16 protein-coding genes are annotated in these 17,612 nt (G+C 43.6%); 1 reads left to right on the forward strand and 15 read right to left on the reverse strand.

Translation table 11 applies throughout. From position 1 onward, the window contains the following. Positions 1–82: 82 nt before the first annotated feature. Positions 83–844 carry a ferredoxin--NADP reductase gene (locus M5E07_RS12470; protein ID WP_252219634.1) on the reverse strand — a complete coding sequence of 254 codons (762 nt, stop codon included), beginning with the start codon at positions 842–844 and terminating at the stop codon, positions 83–85. Between the two features lie 85 nt (positions 845–929). On the opposite strand from M5E07_RS12470, the gene gigC reads away from it, so the two are divergent. Continuing rightward, a complete protein-coding gene (gene gigC / locus M5E07_RS12475; protein WP_116762511.1) occupies positions 930–1,808 on the forward strand; it encodes a LysR family transcriptional regulator GigC in 879 nt (292 codons plus the stop codon). A gap of 53 nt (positions 1,809–1,861) precedes the next feature. Here the strand turns inward: gigC and M5E07_RS12480 are convergent, their stop codons facing one another. The 14 genes from M5E07_RS12480 to nuoC form a co-directional block, all read right to left on the reverse strand. Continuing rightward, on the reverse strand, positions 1,862–2,620 hold the full coding sequence (locus M5E07_RS12480; protein ID WP_252219636.1) for a cold shock domain-containing protein: 759 nt from the start codon (positions 2,618–2,620) through the stop codon (positions 1,862–1,864). Between the two features lie 102 nt (positions 2,621–2,722). Next, a complete protein-coding gene (locus M5E07_RS12485; RefSeq protein WP_116762507.1) occupies positions 2,723–3,016 on the reverse strand; it encodes a cold shock domain-containing protein in 294 nt (97 codons plus the stop codon). Between the two features lie 80 nt (positions 3,017–3,096). After that, positions 3,097–3,732, reverse strand: coding sequence for a uracil phosphoribosyltransferase (gene upp, locus M5E07_RS12490; protein WP_116762505.1), 636 nt, complete (start codon positions 3,730–3,732; stop codon positions 3,097–3,099). A gap of 122 nt (positions 3,733–3,854) precedes the next feature. Then, positions 3,855–5,348 (reverse strand): NADH-quinone oxidoreductase subunit NuoN, encoded by a 1,494-nt coding sequence (gene nuoN / locus M5E07_RS12495; RefSeq protein WP_116762503.1) that lies wholly within the window; start codon positions 5,346–5,348, stop codon positions 3,855–3,857. Positions 5,349–5,351: 3 nt separating this feature from the next. After that, positions 5,352–6,959: an NADH-quinone oxidoreductase subunit M gene (nuoM, locus tag M5E07_RS12500; protein ID WP_252223823.1), complete on the reverse strand. Its 1,608-nt coding sequence runs from the start codon at positions 6,957–6,959 to the stop codon at positions 5,352–5,354. Between the two features lie 7 nt (positions 6,960–6,966). Beyond that, the gene (nuoL, locus tag M5E07_RS12505; RefSeq protein WP_116762498.1) at positions 6,967–8,856 is read right to left on the reverse strand and encodes an NADH-quinone oxidoreductase subunit L; all 1,890 of its coding nucleotides are present in this window, start codon (positions 8,854–8,856) and stop codon (positions 6,967–6,969) included. Next, on the reverse strand, positions 8,853–9,161 hold the full coding sequence (gene nuoK / locus M5E07_RS12510) for an NADH-quinone oxidoreductase subunit NuoK (protein WP_039621332.1): 309 nt from the start codon (positions 9,159–9,161) through the stop codon (positions 8,853–8,855). Before nuoK ends, nuoL begins: the two co-directional genes overlap by 4 nt. Continuing rightward, positions 9,161–9,679, reverse strand: a complete 519-nt coding sequence (gene nuoJ, locus M5E07_RS12515; protein WP_171304980.1) for an NADH-quinone oxidoreductase subunit J — start codon at positions 9,677–9,679, stop codon at positions 9,161–9,163. The genes nuoK and nuoJ overlap by 1 nt, the downstream gene beginning before the upstream one ends. Further along, a complete protein-coding gene (nuoI, locus tag M5E07_RS12520) occupies positions 9,679–10,221 on the reverse strand; it encodes an NADH-quinone oxidoreductase subunit NuoI (RefSeq protein ID WP_116762494.1) in 543 nt (180 codons plus the stop codon). The genes nuoJ and nuoI overlap by 1 nt, the downstream gene beginning before the upstream one ends. An 18-nt stretch (positions 10,222–10,239) precedes the next feature. After that, the gene (nuoH, locus tag M5E07_RS12525) at positions 10,240–11,256 is read right to left on the reverse strand and encodes an NADH-quinone oxidoreductase subunit NuoH (RefSeq protein WP_116762492.1); all 1,017 of its coding nucleotides are present in this window, start codon (positions 11,254–11,256) and stop codon (positions 10,240–10,242) included. A 3-nt stretch (positions 11,257–11,259) separates the two neighbouring features. After that, positions 11,260–13,941 carry an NADH-quinone oxidoreductase subunit NuoG gene (gene nuoG, locus M5E07_RS12530; RefSeq protein WP_116762490.1) on the reverse strand — a complete coding sequence of 894 codons (2,682 nt, stop codon included), beginning with the start codon at positions 13,939–13,941 and terminating at the stop codon, positions 11,260–11,262. A gap of 11 nt (positions 13,942–13,952) precedes the next feature. Continuing rightward, the gene (nuoF, locus tag M5E07_RS12535; protein WP_252219638.1) at positions 13,953–15,281 is read right to left on the reverse strand and encodes an NADH-quinone oxidoreductase subunit NuoF; all 1,329 of its coding nucleotides are present in this window, start codon (positions 15,279–15,281) and stop codon (positions 13,953–13,955) included. Beyond that, the gene (gene nuoE / locus M5E07_RS12540) at positions 15,278–15,787 is read right to left on the reverse strand and encodes an NADH-quinone oxidoreductase subunit NuoE (RefSeq protein WP_016166025.1); all 510 of its coding nucleotides are present in this window, start codon (positions 15,785–15,787) and stop codon (positions 15,278–15,280) included. Before nuoE ends, nuoF begins: the two co-directional genes overlap by 4 nt. A 13-nt stretch (positions 15,788–15,800) precedes the next feature. Next, complete coding sequence (gene nuoC / locus M5E07_RS12545; RefSeq protein ID WP_116762486.1) at positions 15,801–17,588, reverse strand: NADH-quinone oxidoreductase subunit C/D; 1,788 nt, start codon at positions 17,586–17,588, stop codon at positions 15,801–15,803. Positions 17,589–17,612 lie beyond the last annotated feature (24 nt).

Consider the following 17,612-nt stretch of genomic DNA (forward strand, 5'->3'; position numbering starts at 1 on the left):
ATCTCCATGAAAGGCAATCCTACACGACAGCAACCGTCCGTGTACTGCTTTAAATGCTCTTGCGCCGCTACAACGCGGCTCATTACCAATAATTTTCGACCGCAATATTGCCTTCACCACGGCGATTCATCGTTAAACCCCGTGCTTTTAATGCTTCTTTGGTATCTTCCACCATTTGTGGATTACCACACAACATCACGTGACTGGTCTCAGGATTAAATGGGCAGCCTACTGCCTGTTCCAATGCACCATTCTCGATCAATATCGGCAAACGATCATGCAACACGGCTTGCGGATCACGGGTCACAATCGGCACAAATTTAAAACCTGTATGCCCTTCTCCGAAAGTTGCTGCAATGTGCTGAATGCGTTCACCATAGGCAAGCTCTGAAGCCGTACGAACACTGTAAACCAAATGAATCTTTTGATATTTGCTCCACGTTTCGAAGTCTTGCAACATAGAAACGAAAGGCGCCAAGCCCGTGCCTGTCGCCAATAGCCATAAATCCTGTGGTAAAGGCAATTGATAACGGGTCAAGGTCAAAAATCCGTAAGGAATTTTTTCTAAATACAGCTCATCGCCCACTTGTAAATGCTGCAAGTTAGACGTAAATGCTCCATCTGGCACCACAATTGAAAAGAATTCTAAGGTTTCATCAAAGGGTGAAGACACAATTGAATAAGCACGTACGACCAATTCATCGCCCACTTTTAAGCCAATGCGGGCAAATTGTCCTGCGGTAAACTTAAAATGCGCAGGCCGTGTCATGGTAAAACTAAATAAAGTATTGGTCCAACGCTGTACAGATAAAACCTTTTCTACGCTAAATTTTTCAATTGACATGATTTCGACGTGGCATCAAAGACTGTGCTCATGTTAGCATGACAGCATAATTTATTAATATTTTTTAAATGTTAAGGCTACATTCATGCGCATGACTTTACGCCAATTGGCTGTTTTTGTAGCAGTCGCTCAAGAAGGCACCGTGACCAAAGCCAGCGACGCGGTGAAGTTGACTCAAAGTGCTGCAAGTATGGCACTGGCAGATCTAGAAGATGGTTTAGGGGCTCCGCTATTCGACCGTTTAGGCAAACGTCTGCAATTGAATGATTTAGGTCGTTTTTTATTGCCACAAGCGCTTGAGATTTTAGGCCGCTGTGAAGCCTTTGAACAAGCAGCAAAAGGTGAATTACAAAGTATCGATTTACGTTTAGGGGCAACCTTAACCATCAGCGACTACTTAATGCCTGACCTCATGGCCAGTTTTTTACAAATTCAACCACAGGCACATTTACAACTTCAGGTTGGAAATACGCGCCAAATGATTGAAGCAGTGAATCAATTCCAATTAGATCTCGCTTTAATTGAAGGTTCATGTCATTTACCTCAATTACAATGTATCCATTGGCGTGATGATGAATTGGCGGTGTGCTGTGCACCGAACCATCCTCTTGCACGCTTAAATCGTGAACTCAGTCCTGCAGACTTTGACAATGTAGAATGGATTCTACGTGAAGAAGGCTCAGGTACCCGTGAAGTTTTTGATAATGCTATTTTGCAAGACTTGCCAGATGCCAATATTCGTCTCACCCTTGGACATAACGAAGCGATTCTTAAAATTGTTGCGGGTGGTTTAGGCATGTCGTGTATTTCTAAACTCGCGATTGAACCTTTACAAGAAAAAGGACATTTGGTGGTACTGAAAACACCGTTCTGGCAACTTTCACGACCTTTATTCATGTTGGTGCATCGCCAAAAGTATCAAGGACCAGGTTTAAAAGCCTTTATGAAATTCTGCGAAGGTTAATCACCTTCATCGTTAAAAATGCTCCTCACATGGAGCATTTTTTATTCCAAAATTTATCTTCCAAACTGCTTCTCACACGGTTCACCATCGTGATTGCCATCCATTTGTGTATTTGGGCAATTTCTCAAGAAAAATACAGCCTCATCATAAGATCGCATTTGACTACAGTGGGTACGCCCGTCACATTTGAAATGAGCAAGCTGTTCACCCTTTTGTACCTTTGCACCGTGAGTCGTTGTAAAGCCAGAGGAGGATGCTGTACTCACCTGCTGAACATTAACCGCATAACCTACTTTATCCAAATTTTTCATCCCCTGCGTTGAAAGAATTTGGTCGGGTAAATTCCCCAATGCTTCTCGCTGCTGTTCTACAATTCTTTTTTGTTGTTGTATCAATTGTTCTGCTTTCAATTGTTTTGCTATACGATAATCCTGAACTTTTTGATAGCCGACAAAACCCAATCCAGTCAATAAAATAAGCATCAACAAGATGATATATTTTAAGCGTGATACCGATTTCTTTGGCAGAATGATTTTCTCTGAAATCGGAATGGTCTGGTACACAAAGCTATGCTGCTCCATCAGGGAGTAATCATTCTCTGGCTTTAGATCTAAACGCACAATATCTGAGGCTCTAAACTTCCCCTGTTCCTCGATTACGCGAAATTTGAGCTGTTCTCCCTCATTGGGCTTAATGTGCCAGCTTGGGAAATCTTTAATATGAAAAAAAATATCTTCCGATTCATCTGTGGCACGAATAAACCCAAAACCACGTTCTGAATTGTAGTTTTTAATCTTCCCCTCAATAAACATAATTCGCCCCAATCTTTTTTATTTTTTTATTGTAATTAATAAAAAAGAGACCCTAAAGTCTCTTTCTTCAATTTGAAATGAAATAAATTAAACAGTTCGTGATCAACGTCTAAAGTTTGTCAATAAAGTGGATGTAATCGATTTATTATGAGTTGATACTTTCGACTTCTTGGCTTTAGCAGAATTATCTTCAACACGCTCAATCTTAATTGCTTTATAGCGATCGCCATTTTCAACCACATTAAACTTCACACGTTCATTGCGTTTCGGCTCGCCTGAGTCTGCAGGAAAATCTGAGATATGAAAAAACACATCGCCTTCAGATGAGGAAATAAAACCAAAACCTTTGTCAGCATTATATTGCTTAACTTTGCCTTGATATTGCTCGGCCTTCATAAACAGATCCTATATGTACACGCTTTGTTTTAGTATATAAAAAAGAGGCCATAAAAGCCCCTTTTTGCTGAGGCTCAAGATTAATCTTTTTGTACTGAACCAAAAATTTTGTCACCAGCATCGCCTAGACCTGGCACGATATAGCCTTGTGCGTTTAAGCCATCATCAACAGAAGCGGTAAAAATGGTCACATCAGGATGTGCATCTTCCACCCTTTTTATGCCTTCTGGTGCAGCAACCAACACCATGACACGTATGTCTTTACAACCGCTGGCTTTTAAAACGTCAATTGCAGCCACCAACGAAGCACCTGTCGCCAACATTGGATCAATAATCATGGCGATACGATTCTGCACATCTGGAACCAATTTTTTATAGTAAGTACGTGCTTCTAAAGTTTCTTCATCACGTTCCAAACCCAATACAGACACTTTGGCACTTGGAATCAAGTTTAAGAAACCATCCAGCATACCAATACCTGCACGAAGAATTGGCACTACGGTAATTTTCTTACCCGCAATACGTTGTGTCGTGACTTTACCCGCCCAGCCATTAATTTCATGATCAACTACAGCTAAGTCTTTGGTCGCTTCATAGGTCAGCAACATAGTCACTTCCTGCGCCAATTCACGAAAATTCTTTGTACTAATATCAGCGCGACGCAATAAACCAAGTTTATGTCGAATCAGAGGATGACGAATTTCATGAATAGCCACGGGAGTACACCTAAAAAAATCAAAACATTATTTGTACTATTATAAATGTTTTTTATAAATCTTATAACAAAAAAAGCCCCCAACTCGTGGGGGCTTTCCGATTAACACAATAATTTTTTCAATTATTGACGCGTTAACATGAAATGCAATGGAGATAAAATCTCAGCTTGTAAGGCCATTTTGATAATTGGATCTGGATAAATACCAATCACCAATACTGCAAGTGCCGCGAGCAATACCATGATACCACCCACTTTTTGACCCCAGTGATCTACAGCATCAATACGTGGAGTTTCTGGCGGAGTCATATACATCACAACCATCACACGGAGGTAGTAGTACAAACCAATACCCGAACCTACCACAATCATTGCAGCCAAGAACCAGTGTTGAGTTGTTACAGCAGCCATCACGACCAAGAACTTACCAATGAAGCCAGCTGTTAACGGAATACCCGCTAAAGACAACATCATCACAGTTAACGTCGCTGTTAATACTGGACGGCGCCAGAATAAACCGCGGTAATCTGCCAAACTTTCAGCTTCATCTACGTTATTGTATGGGCTAGACATCAATGCCACAGCACCAAATGCACCAATCGTGGTTAACACATAAGTGATGACATAAACTGATACATTACCAAGGCTTGCATAGGTCATGCTGATTAAACCAATCAACAAGTAACCAAAGTGTGCAATTGATGAATAACCCAGAATACGTTTCAAGTTAACTTGACGTACTGCCAAGAAGTTACCCACCAAAATTGAAAGCACTGCAATAATGGTAATAATTGTCACTAAAGACTCAACCAAAATTGCGCCTGAAGTCAGCAAGTAACGCACAAATAGACCAATCGTCGCCACTTTCGCTGCTGTCGCAAGGAAGGTTGCAATCGGAGCTGGTGCTCCTGCATAAACGTCTGGTGTCCATTTGTGGAATGGTGCAAGTGAAAGCTTAAAGCCAACTGCAAAAATAATCAGCGCTAAACCAAGAAGTACCATTGGTTGACGAATATTTTGCATCAATGCTTGGAAAGATTCATAGAAAGACAATGAACCTGTGTAAGCATAAATATATGCCATACCCATCAGCAACATTGCCGAAGCCGTTGCAGAAAGAACCAAGTATTTAATACCCGCTTCTAATGAGTTTGCACGTTGATGTGTATAAGCCAACATACCGTAGACAGGAATCGACATTAACTCAAGGCTAATGAAGAAAGATGCATAGTGCGAACTTGCCACCATTAACATTGCACCCGCAACCGAGCACAGCATCAAGATATACAGTTCTTCACGGTTATCTTTATAAGACTCAATATACGCGTGTGACAACGTACAGCATGCAAGTGATGCAATTAAGATCACCAATTGGTAAAGCATGGTGAACGGGTCCACCATGAACATACCCATCACGTTTGATGGTACAAATTGTCCACCAAACATGTTGAATAAAATATTTGCCGCAGCAAGGTTTAAGCCAACCACAGAAGCTGTTGCGATTAAATTATGATTACGTTTAATCGAAGTGAGGATCATCACAACGACCGCGGTCAATGCCACGATCATTACAGGAACTAATGGCATAAGCTCAGAAAAAGACATTGTGAAGTTCATGGCTTATTGCATCTCCACATTTTCGAGTTGAACAGATGCTTGATGCACAACGTCAACGACTTCTTGAACTGGAATATAGCTGTTTGCTAACCACGCCATGCTTGAATTTGAAATATCAAGGAAGGATTGTGGGTAGAGACCAAGCCAAAGCAGACCAAATGCACAAATTAATAGAATACCAACTTCACGCGCATTCAAATCTTTCAGTGGACTTGCGTAATGTTGTTTTTGCGCTTCATTTGGCGTACCAAATAAAGCTTTATGAATCAAAATCAGACCATAAAGACCAGCGAATACTAAGCTGATTGCAGCCAAAATAGTAAATACAGGGAACTTGGCATAAGAACCCATCAAGATTAAGAACTCACCAATGAAGTTACCTAAACCAGGAATACCCACTAACGCTGCCACGAAGAACATCAGGAAGAATGAAAGGTATTGGAATTGACCACGAATACCCCCCATTAAACGCATGTCACGTGTATGTAAGCGCTCATAAACCTGACCACACATAATGAACAGTGCAGCAGATGATAAGCCGTGCGCTAACATCATGATCATGAGACCTTGGAAGGTCAAAATATTACCTGCATACAATGCAAGTAAGATGAAGCCCATGTGTGAAATTGAGGTATAAGCCAACAGACGCTTCATGTCGGTTTGCTGGAAAGCACACCAAGCACCGTAGAAAATACCAATTAAACCCATGATGATTGCGATATCGGCAAACTGTGCAGATGCTGCTGGGAAGAATGGAATCACAAAACGGAGTAAACCGTAAGCAGCTGTCTTAATTAGGATACCTGCTAAGTCTACAGAACCTGCTGTAGGTGCTTGTGCATGTGCATCGGGTAACCAACCGTGTAATGGAAACACAGGAAGTTTAACCGCAAAGCCAACAAACAAGCACAACATGAAGGCATAAGCCACCGCAGGAAGCTCAGCATCAAGCGTATTCGCTACACCTAACAAGTAGTTGTAATCGAAGCCGATCATGCCTGTCATCATGTATCCATAAACCACAAGGCCTAGGATACCAATAAGCATGATTAAACCAGCAACTTGGGTATAGATGAAGAACTTAGTTGCAGCGTAAACACGTGATTTACCATCTGCACCACTATGTCCCCAAAGTGCAATCAAGAAGTAGATTGGAACAAGCATCATCTCCCAGAAGAAGAAGAACAAGAACATATCAATCGAAATGAATACACCGATGACCCCGCCCAATGACCACAAAAGGTTCAAATGGAAGAAGCCTACGTTCTTTTGAATTTCACCCCAAGAACAACCAACTGCCAAAATACCCAACAGCGCAGTTAAGCCCACCATTAATAATGATAAGCCATCAACTGCCAAGTGGATATTGATACCGAGGGTTTGAATCCACGGCAAGAAGAACTCTGCAGACCATGTTGGGACTTTTGCACCCAATTCATAGTTGTAAGTACCCGTTTGCCATAAAGCGATTGTTAAGCCCAAAGTAATGAGCATACCCACGAGCGCAATATAGCGTGGTAGTTGTTGGTCGATTTTATCGACCACCCAACATAAAAAACCTGCAATGAACGGTACGAGGATCAGCGCGGGCAAAACCAAATTGTTTGTGATTTCCATCTTATTTCCCCACGACCTGAATCACGACTAAGATCATCAGTAGAACCACAATGCCCAGTGACATGCTCGAAGCGTATTCACGCAATGAACCTGTTTGACGAGAGCTTGTAAAGCCGTTACCAGCTTTCACAATTGCAGGTAATACAAGCCATAAACCATCAATTGGATCACGACCACAAATCTTAGCAATCAGTAAATATGGTTTTACGAAGATAAGATCATATAAGGTATCGAAACCTAGTGCATTACGGCAAATATTCGCCAAACCTGCACCCAATGAAGTTTTCGCAAAACTTTTCACTGCACCATAAGCAAAAGCGAATAAGATCACACCAATCACAAGACCAGCAAGTGCAATACCCACAGCCATATGTTCTGCACCGTGTACACCCGCTTCCATCGCTTCTGGAATAATCACCGCTGGAATTTTTGCAGCATTCAAAATGCTTTCTACAGGTGCTTTAAGTGCTGCACCCACGAAAGTTGAAAGAACCGCTAAAATTGACAAAGGCCCCCAGTAAGTCACGCCTTTGATTGCATGATATGGCGTATTTTCTTTTCCAAAGAATACAACCCAAATTAAGCGGAATGTATAAATTGAAGTTAAGAAAGCACCTGCAACACCTGTCCAGTATAAGCAGTCATATAACGCTACTGCCTGACCTTTCATCCATACAGCACCCAAGATTGCATCTTTCGAGAAGAAGCCAACGGTGATGAATGGAATAGCGGCCAATGCACCGCCACCAATGGCGAAGCAAGCAAATAGGAATTTATTCTTGTAGAACAAACCTCCCATTTTGAAAATGTTTTGTTCGTGGTGGTAAGCCAAGATCACCGCACCAGAAGACAAGAATAATAATGCCTTGAAGAATGCGTGAGTCAACATGTGGAACAGACCCGCTTGGTATGCTTCCGCACCCACTGCCATAAACATATAACCCAACTGACTCATGGTTGAGTAAGCCAAGATACGTTTGATATCGGTTTGAACCAATGCAGCAAAACCAGCAACCAACAATGTTACAGCCCCTGTAATCGAAATGAACATCATCACTTGAGGAGCCATTTCAAATACAGTGAACATACGGCAGCAGAGATATACACCCGCAGTCACCATTGTCGCTGCGTGGATTAATGCAGATACTGGTGTAGGACCAGCCATTGCATCTGCTAACCATGTTTGGAGTGGGATCTGCGCAGATTTACCTGCAGCACCTAAGAACAACATTAATGCTGTCCAGATTGCCATAGATGAACCTTGCGTTAATACCGTTGGTGCCGCAGCAACCACTTCTGCAATGTTTAATGTACCGAACTGTTGGTAAATTAAGAACAATGCAATCAGTAAGAACACATCACCGACACGCGTTACTGTAAATGCTTTGATTGCAGCAAAACCATTTTCTGGGTTTTGGTAGTAGTAACCAATCAGCAAGTACGAGCAAAGACCTACACCTTCCCAACCTAAGAACAACAACGCTAGGTTATCGCCCAATACCAACAACAACATGCTGGCAACGAATAGGTTGAAATAAGAGAAGAAACGTGCAAAGTCTTCTTCGCCACGCATATACCATGAAGCAAAGATATGAATAAGGAAACCAACACCTGTCACCATGCCCATCATTAATAATGACAAGCCATCAAGGTGCAAGCTAATGCCTGGTGCAAGACCGCCAACATTGAACCATGTCCACAAGTGTTGTACTTGCGCCACAGAACCGTTGTTAACGAAATCCATCCCCGCAATAAGGGCAAATAAAGCAGATAGACCTACAGCCCCAACGCCAATAATCGCTGCAACTTTCTCAGGTAAATTTTGGCGCCCTGCCGCTAATAAAATAAAACCGATTAGCGGAAATAATACTGTTAAATATAAATAACTCATCCGCGCATCTCACTAGCAGCATCCACATCCAAATGATGGAAGCGATGATAAAACTGAAGGACAATCGCAAGACCGATACAAGCCTCTGCTGCAGCAAGGGTCAAAATCAGGATGAACATAATTTGTCCATCTGGTTGCACCCAAGCACTACCTGCCAAAACGAATGCCAACGCAGCAGCATTCATCATGACTTCAAGGCTCATTAACATAAATAATAGGTTGCGTCGCACCATTACACCGTAAAAACCCAGTGCAAAAAGAATGGTCGCAACGATCAAACCATGTTCTAAAGGGATGTTGCCCATTATTGTTTGTCCTCTTCTGCACTTGGCTCACGTTTACCTAAGTGGAATGCTGCAACCAAGGCTGCTAGCAATAACATCGCGGCAACTTCTACCAATAATAAGTAGTGAGTAAAGAGTGCTTGACCAACGGCTTTCGGACCTACAATTTCAGTGCCCATTACTGGACCTGCTGTGGTGTAGTCTGAACCTAACATCCAAACTAAAATCAAGCCCATTAGGAAGCTCATGAGTGCTGGATATGCCCAAGCAGATGACGTTAGCCATTTGCGCTCTTGATCAACCGTATGTTCACCAAGATTCAGCATCATCACCACGAACACGAATAACACCATGATCGCGCCAGCATAAACGATAATTTCCAATGCACCCGCAAATGGTGCACCCACAATCATGAACATCCCTGCAACAGCAAGTAAAGACACGATCAAGCTAAGTAACGCATGTACAGGGTTCGCGTTAGTAACTACACGAACCGTAGAAACGATGGCCACGAGTGCCATCAAATAAAACGGCCACATCATGGTAATAGACTCCGTACATCAACAGGTGCGCTTTCACGTTGCGCCTGACCTTTTTCTTTACCTGTTACAGCCATACCTGTAACACGGTAGAAGTTGTAGTCTGGATATTTACCAGGACCTGAAATGAGTAAATTCTCTTTCTCATATACAAGGTCTTGACGAACGTACTCGCCTAATTCGAAATCAGGTGTCATCTGAATTGCTGTAGTTGGACACGCTTCTTCACACATCCCGCAGAAAATACAACGCGAGAAGTTAATACGGAAGAATTCTGGATACCAACGACCATCTTCTTTTTCAGCTTTTTGTAATGAAATACAGCCAACTGGGCACGCAACAGCACATAAGTTACATGCCACACAACGCTCTTCACCATCTGGATCGCGCGTTAATACAATACGACCACGGAAACGTGGTGGTACGATTTCTTCAGCTGGTACTTCTGGATATAAAATCGTGTCACGTTTACGCGTCACGTGGCTGAATACCATCCACAATGAACGTACAATTGACCCAACTCCAGCTAGAAACTTAAACATTTTGTTCTCCCTGCCGTCTTAGGCCTGATTCATCAGAATCACAGCACCAGTCACAAGTAAGTTGACCAATGCCAATGGCAAGCAAATTTTCCAACCAAAGTTCATTACTTGGTCATAACGTGGACGCATTAATGAACCACGCGCCAATACAAACATCATCACAAAAAATGCTGTTTTGATAATGAACCAGAATACGGGTGGAATAAACGGAATTTCAAGGTTGAATGGTGCTAACCAACCACCGAAGAATAGCGTTACGATCAATGCAGAAATCAGAACCACGTTGACATATTCAGCAACGAAGAACATCCCCCATTTCATACCGCCATATTCTACGTGGTAACCTTCCGCCAATTCTTGTTCTGCTTCGGGTTGGTCAAATGGGTGACGATGCGTTACCGCAACACCCGCAACCACGAAGATTAAGAAACCTAAGAACTGTGGAATCACAAACCATACATCTTTCTGTGCTTCTACAATTTCACGCATGTTGAATGAGCCTGCAATCGCAACCACACCCATGAGTGAAATACCTAAGAACACTTCATATGAAATGGTTTGCGCAGCAGAACGTAGACCGCCAAGTAATGCATATTTGTTGTTTGAAGCCCAACCACCAAATAACACCGCATAGACTGCAATACCCGCCATTGCCATAAAGAACAATAAGCCAATGCTCATGTCTGCCACACCCAAATATGGGCTCACAGGAATCACCATGAACGACAGTACCGCAGTTGCCATCGCAACTGCTGGTGCTAAACGGAACGTTAACTTGTCCGCAAACTTTGGTGTCCAGTCTTCCTTAAACATGATTTTCAGCATGTCGGCAACAATCTGGAACATACCGCCAGGACCAACACGGTTTGGACCGTAACGGTCTTGCCATAAGCCGAGCAAACGACGCTCGACAAATGACATTAATGCTGCAATCAAAACCACCACCAATAAAATGACAATGGCTTGAATAACCGAGTACGCAATTGGCCAATTTTCAGCCCAGAGCGGTGTTTGACGTATAATTTCTTGATTCATGAATTACACTCCTACCGCGACTGAAACTGGTTCAGCTAAAGAAACAGTCGGTGCAAGACCAATTGGATAACCGATATAACCTGCTGGTAAATATTCAATCACTTGAACTGGCAAGCTAATGCTGGTTTCGCCTGCTTTCACCGTAATTTGCTGCCCATTTTGAACATTCAAACGTGCTGCATCTTGTTCACCTACCGCAAACATTGCTTCAGGAATACGAGATTGCATAGCAGGTGTTTTCACTGTGAATTCACCAGAAGCAAAAATGTGATGCATCGGCACAAGACGGAAGCTTTCAGGGTTAACAACAACCGCTGAAGGTGCAACATAGCTACGTGCTGGACGTTTCGGTAAGCGATCGAATAAACGCACACCTGAATCACCACCTTTTAAATGGCCGCCCACATTGTCTTGGAATTTATTCCATGCTTGTGGAGAGTTCCAACCTGCTGACCATGCAAATGGCACAAGTGCAGATGGAGTTTGTGTCCCCACATAACCTTCCATCGAGAACGTTAATGCTGAGTCAATGTCAGTCGGTTGTTTTGGCTCGTGAATCGATAACGGTGCACGAATTGCAGTACGACCTGAATAACGACGTGGTTCACGTGCAATTTTCAAACCATGTACACGGAAGCCTGCATCAGGTGCAACATCTTCAATCGCTTGTAATGCTGGAACGTTTTTCGCAACTGACTCGATCACGTCATCCAATAAAGTCCAAGAAATCGCTTTGCCTTTCACACCTGTTTCAATGGCATGTAACCAACGCCAAGATTCTTTGATCGCCAGTTCAGGTTTGTAGTAGCTCGGGTCATACACTTGATAGAAACGTTGTGCACGACCTTCTTGAGATACAACAGTACCATCACCTTCAGCAAATGAAGCCGCAGAAAGTACGATATCTGCTTTCTTCACAGTTTCAGTTTCAGAATGATCAAGTACGATTACATCTTTAGCTTTTGCAAGTGCTGCATCGACCTGAGCTGTAGGTAAACGACGGTAAAGATCGTTTTCAACCACAATCACGGTGTCATAGTCTTGTGCAAAAACTTGCTCTAGGCTTTGACCACCAAGAATTGCTAAGCCCATTGAGTTCACTTCTGGAACAGTCAAGGTTAAGCCTGCATTGCCAAGATTCTGTGCAACTTGTGCAGCAGCTTCCATAATCGCAGGATCTTGTAAGCTTGTACCTGAAATCACCAATGGTTTCTTCGCTGCTTTCAAAGTGTCCGCAATCGTTTGTGCAAATGCTTTCGCATCATCTGCTAAACCAAGAATTGCATCGCCTTTCACTGCCGCAGCAATCGCAAAACCTAAACGTGCGATGTCATTTGGAGAAGCTACCACTTCACCTGTCGCAACATCCGCTAAACGCGTTTGGGTTGCCGCCAAGATATAAATTGGTGACTTCGCATCTTGAGCAATACGTTGTACAGGTTCAGCTAACCAGTCTTGAGTACGACGTTCCGCAGCCATTTCTTTGGCTTTGTTTTTCGCCGCTTGACGAACAGACAATGCCATACGTGGTGCAGTTTGAGTTAAGTCTTCACCCAAAATCAACACGGCATCATAGCTTTCGATTTCACGCATATTCGGGTTGTAAACACCCTCGGTTTGCATGATTGAAGCCGCCAATTCAACCAAGTTTTGCTCTTTTTGAGACATACCTGTCGAATAGTTGTCTTGACCGACCAACTCACGTAATGCGTAGTTCGATTCAAGCGATGCACGTGGCGAACCAATACCCAATACTTTTTTGCCTTGGATATTTGCAATCACGCTATCGAGTGCTTGGTCAACAGACACAGTCTCAACATTTTCACCCGTGCGGAACTGGGGTTGACGTGGACGATCTGCACGGTTCACATAACCTGTACCGAAACGACCTTTGTCACACAAGAAGTATTGGTTCACTTCACCGTTAAAGCGGTTTTCGACACGACGTAATTCGCCATAACGCTCGCCCGGTGAAATGTTACAACCTGAAGAACAGCCTTGGCATACGCTTGGCGCATACTGCATGTCCCACTTACGGTTGTAGCGTTCAGAGTGAGTCTTATCGGTAAATACACCTGTTGGACATACTTCAGTCAAGTTACCTGAGAATTCAGATTCTAAAGTCCCAGATTCTGGACGACCAAAGTACACACGCGATGCATTGGCATACACGCCAAAGTCCGTACCACCAGCATAGTCTTTATAGTAACGAACACAACGGTAGCATGCGATACAACGGTTCATTTCATGAGAAATGAATGAGCCTAACTCTTGGTTGTAGTGCGTACGTTTGGTGAAACGATAACGACGACGGTCGTGTTGCGTCATTACAGTCATATCCTGTAAATGACAGTGACCACCTTCTTCACAGACTGGACAGTCGTGTGGGTGGTTGGTCATCAAGAACTCAACAATAGAAGCACGGAAATCAGTTGCTTCTTTGTCTTCAATCGAGATGTAGGTATTGTCAGATGCAGGTGTCATACATGACATGACCAAACGACCACGCGTATCTTCTGGATTCGCGTATTGAGTCACAGCACATTGACGGCATGAACCGACAGAACCTAAGGATGGATGCCAACAAAAGTACGGAATATCAATACCCAAAGACAAACATGCTTGCAGCAAGTTCTCTGAGCCATTGACTTCGTACGATTTGCCATCGACATGAATTGTAGCCATAGTCGAATTCCTTAAGCTTGTTCTACGTTGCGAGTTTGCGCAGCAGCATTCACTACTTTTGCTTCAAACTCACCACGGAAATATTTGAGTGCGCCCATCAACGGTTCCATTGCACCTGGAGCATGCGCACAGAAAGTCTTACCAATCCAAAGCTTACGCGTTAACTCTTGTAAGTGGTCGATATCTTCTTTCTTGCCTGTGCCATCTTCCAAGGCTTTCAGTGCTTTCACCGCCCACGGTAAACCATCACGACAAGGCGTACAGAAACCACATGATTCACGTGCAAAGAATTCTTCTAAGTTACGTGTCGCCGAAACCATACATTGAGTTTCATCCACCACCATCAGTAAGCACGTACCTAAACGCGAACCTGCTTTCATGATGCTTTCCGCATCCATTGGTAGATCAATGTGTTCAGCTGCCAAGAAGTCAGTTGATGCACCACCCGGTAACCATGCTTTGAGCTTTAAGCCATCACGCATACCGCCAGCATGATCTTCAATCACTTCACGTGCCGTTGTACCAAATGGAAGCTCCCAAAGACCTGGGAATTTCACCTTGCCTGATGCGCCATAAATCTTAGTGCCTGGATCTTTCGATTTCCCAGCAGAAAGATTGATATACCACTCTGGACCACGCAGCAAAATTGCAGGTAAGTTGTTGTAGGTCTCTACGTTATTGACAATCGTAGGACGACCCCAAGCACCTGCAACTTGCGGGAATGGTGGCTTCGTACGTGGGTTTGCACGACGACCTTCAAGCGAGTTAATCAATGCGGTTTCTTCACCACAGATATAACGACCCGCACCCGTATGCACGTGCATTTCGAAGTTCCAGCCCGTTCCAAGGATGTTTTCACCCAAGTAACCTTTGGCACGGATTTGCTCTAGTGCTTCATTTAAATAAGCAGCAGCTTCAATGTACTCGCCACGGATAAAGATATAACCATGGGTTGCTTCAAGGGTATAACCCGCAATCAGCATTCCTTCGATCAATTGATGTGGAAGTTTTTCCATCAACAAACGGTCTTTAAAGGTGCCTGGTTCCATCTCATCGGCATTACAGATCAAATAGCGTGGACCACCATCATTTGGTGCCATCAACGACCATTTGATCCCTGCTGGGAAGCCTGCACCACCACGACCTTTAACGGTTGCAGCTTTAATGACTTCAAGCACGTCTTTTGGTGGCATAGTCAAAGCTTTTTTAAAGCCTGCATAACCTTCCAATGCTTCATAGTCATCGGCACTACGTACAAACTCTTGTTTACTCAAGCGCCACGTTAATGGATGAGTTTCTGGGTTACCGTCGCCATAAATTGGTTTTGGTTCGGTATTCATACATACTTCTCCAATAACTGTTTCACTGAAGTCACTTCAACTAGACCATGCGTGTCTTCATCAATCATCAGCGTCGGACCTTTATCACAGTTACCTAAACAGCAAATTGGTAACAATGTAAAACGACCATCTGCTGTCGTTTGTCCAAACTGAATACCGAGCTCACGCTGGAATGCTTCAGCTAAAGTTTCTGCACCCATTAAGAAGCACGCAATCGAGTCACAGAGCAAAATTACATGGCGGCCTACAGGTTGACGGTAGATACGGTTATAGAATGTTGCGACACCTTCAAGGTCTGCGACGCTCATGCTTAGCATTTGCGCAATCGCATTCATTTGCGCATCATCTACCCAACCATTACGGCGTTGTACACACTTCAGCGCGTCAAGGCAGGCTGCACGTGGGTACGGATAGTGATCAATGTGATGTTCAATATCGTGGATTTCTTCCGCAGTCAAAATCCCTTCAACATTCACACGTGGCTTTTTATCAGTCAAAATCATCATAATGCGTTACCCCTTAGCGATCCACGTCAGCCATTACGACGTCAATTGTCGCTAAATAAATGATCAAGTCAGATACCAGACTGCCGTTAATCACGGAAGGCATTTGCTGTAAATGGGTGAAAGTTGGTGTACGAATACGGGTACGATAACTCATCGTTGACTTATCAGAAGTCAAGTAGTAGTTACTTGCACCTTTAACCACTTCAGCCATGACAGAGGCTTCACCAGCAGGCATTACAGGACCCCAAGATACGCTTAAGAAGTGCGTAATCAAGGTTTCAATATCTTGTAATGTTTTGTCTTTTGGTGGTGGAACAGCCAATGGGTGATCCGCTTTGTATGCACCAGAAGGCATGTTGTCTAAACATTGCTTCACGATTTTGAGTGACTGTTCGATTTCACGGTAGTGAACGATGACACGTGCATAGGCATCGCCTTCGTACTCTACAGGAACTTCAAAGTCATAGTTTTCATAACCACTGTACGGACGGTATTTACGCACATCAAAGTCAATACCAGTTGCACGTAAACCTGTACCTGTTACACCCCAAGCCAATGCAGATTTTGCATCGTATTGCGCAACATTACGTGTACGGCCTTCAAATACAGAGTTTTTAAGTGCTGCTGTATGGTATTCCTTCAAACGTTTTGGCATCCATTCGAGAATTTCACGAATCAAATGCTGCCAGTTGTTTGGAAGGTCGTGCGCTGTACCACCGATACGGAACCACGCTGGGTGCATACGGTAACCCGTGATCGCTTCAATCGCGTCATAGATTTTTTGACGGTCAGCAAACATGTAGAAGACTGGCGTCATACCACCCGCATCCTGAATTGCAGTACCGATATATAACAAGTGGTTATTGATACGGAACAATTCAGACATCATGACACGGATACATTGCGCGCGGTCAGGCACTTGAATGCCCGCAAGCTGCTCAACACCCATCACGTATGGCATGTTTTGCGCACAACCACCTAAGTAGTCGACACGGTCTGTATACGGAATGAATGAATGCCAAGTTTGACGTTCAGCCATCTTTTCCACACCACGGTGGTGATAACCGATATCAGGCACACAGTCTTTCACTTCTTCGCCATCTAACTGCAAAATTACACGGAATGCACCGTGCGCAGATGGATGGTTAGGACCTAAGTTTAGGAACATGAAGTCTTCGTCAGCATTCCCACGTTTTAAACCCCAATCTTCTGGGACAAAACGTAAATGCTCTTGCTCGAAGTCCTGCTTCGCTTGGTTCTGCATGTACGGTGTATATTCTGTAGCACGTGCAGAATACTCTTTACGTAGCGGGTGACCTTCCCAATAGGTTGGCAACAAAATACGACGGAGCATTGGATGCCCTTCGAAATTAATGCCGAACATATCGTAAGCTTCACGCTCATACCAGTTTGCATTTGGCCAGATATTGGTCGCAGTTGGAATGTTGAGATCACTCTCATTCAATGCAACTTTAATACGAATATCCGTATTGCGCTCTAATGACAATAAGTGGTAGAACACTGTAAAGTCAGACGCAGGCAAACTGTCACGGTGAGTACGTAAACGCTCATCTACCGCAGACAAATCAAACAGCATCACGTAAGGACGTGACACTGTACGCAAGAACATTAAAACTTCTTGTACGCGTGCGCGCTCAACCCAGACCGTTGGAAAATCTTCACGAGTCGTTTGCACATAGAAGTTCTCACCAAATTTGGTTTTGAGTTCTTCTATAATTGCAAATGCTGGGCGTGAATCAACTGCTGTTGATTCTGGCATAGCAATGTCAGTTTCAGCCATTGGCTTGGCTTCCTATTTAATACA

It is taken from the genome of Acinetobacter tibetensis (assembly GCF_023824315.1).
GTDB classification, from domain to species: Bacteria; Pseudomonadota; Gammaproteobacteria; order Pseudomonadales; family Moraxellaceae; genus Acinetobacter; species Acinetobacter tibetensis.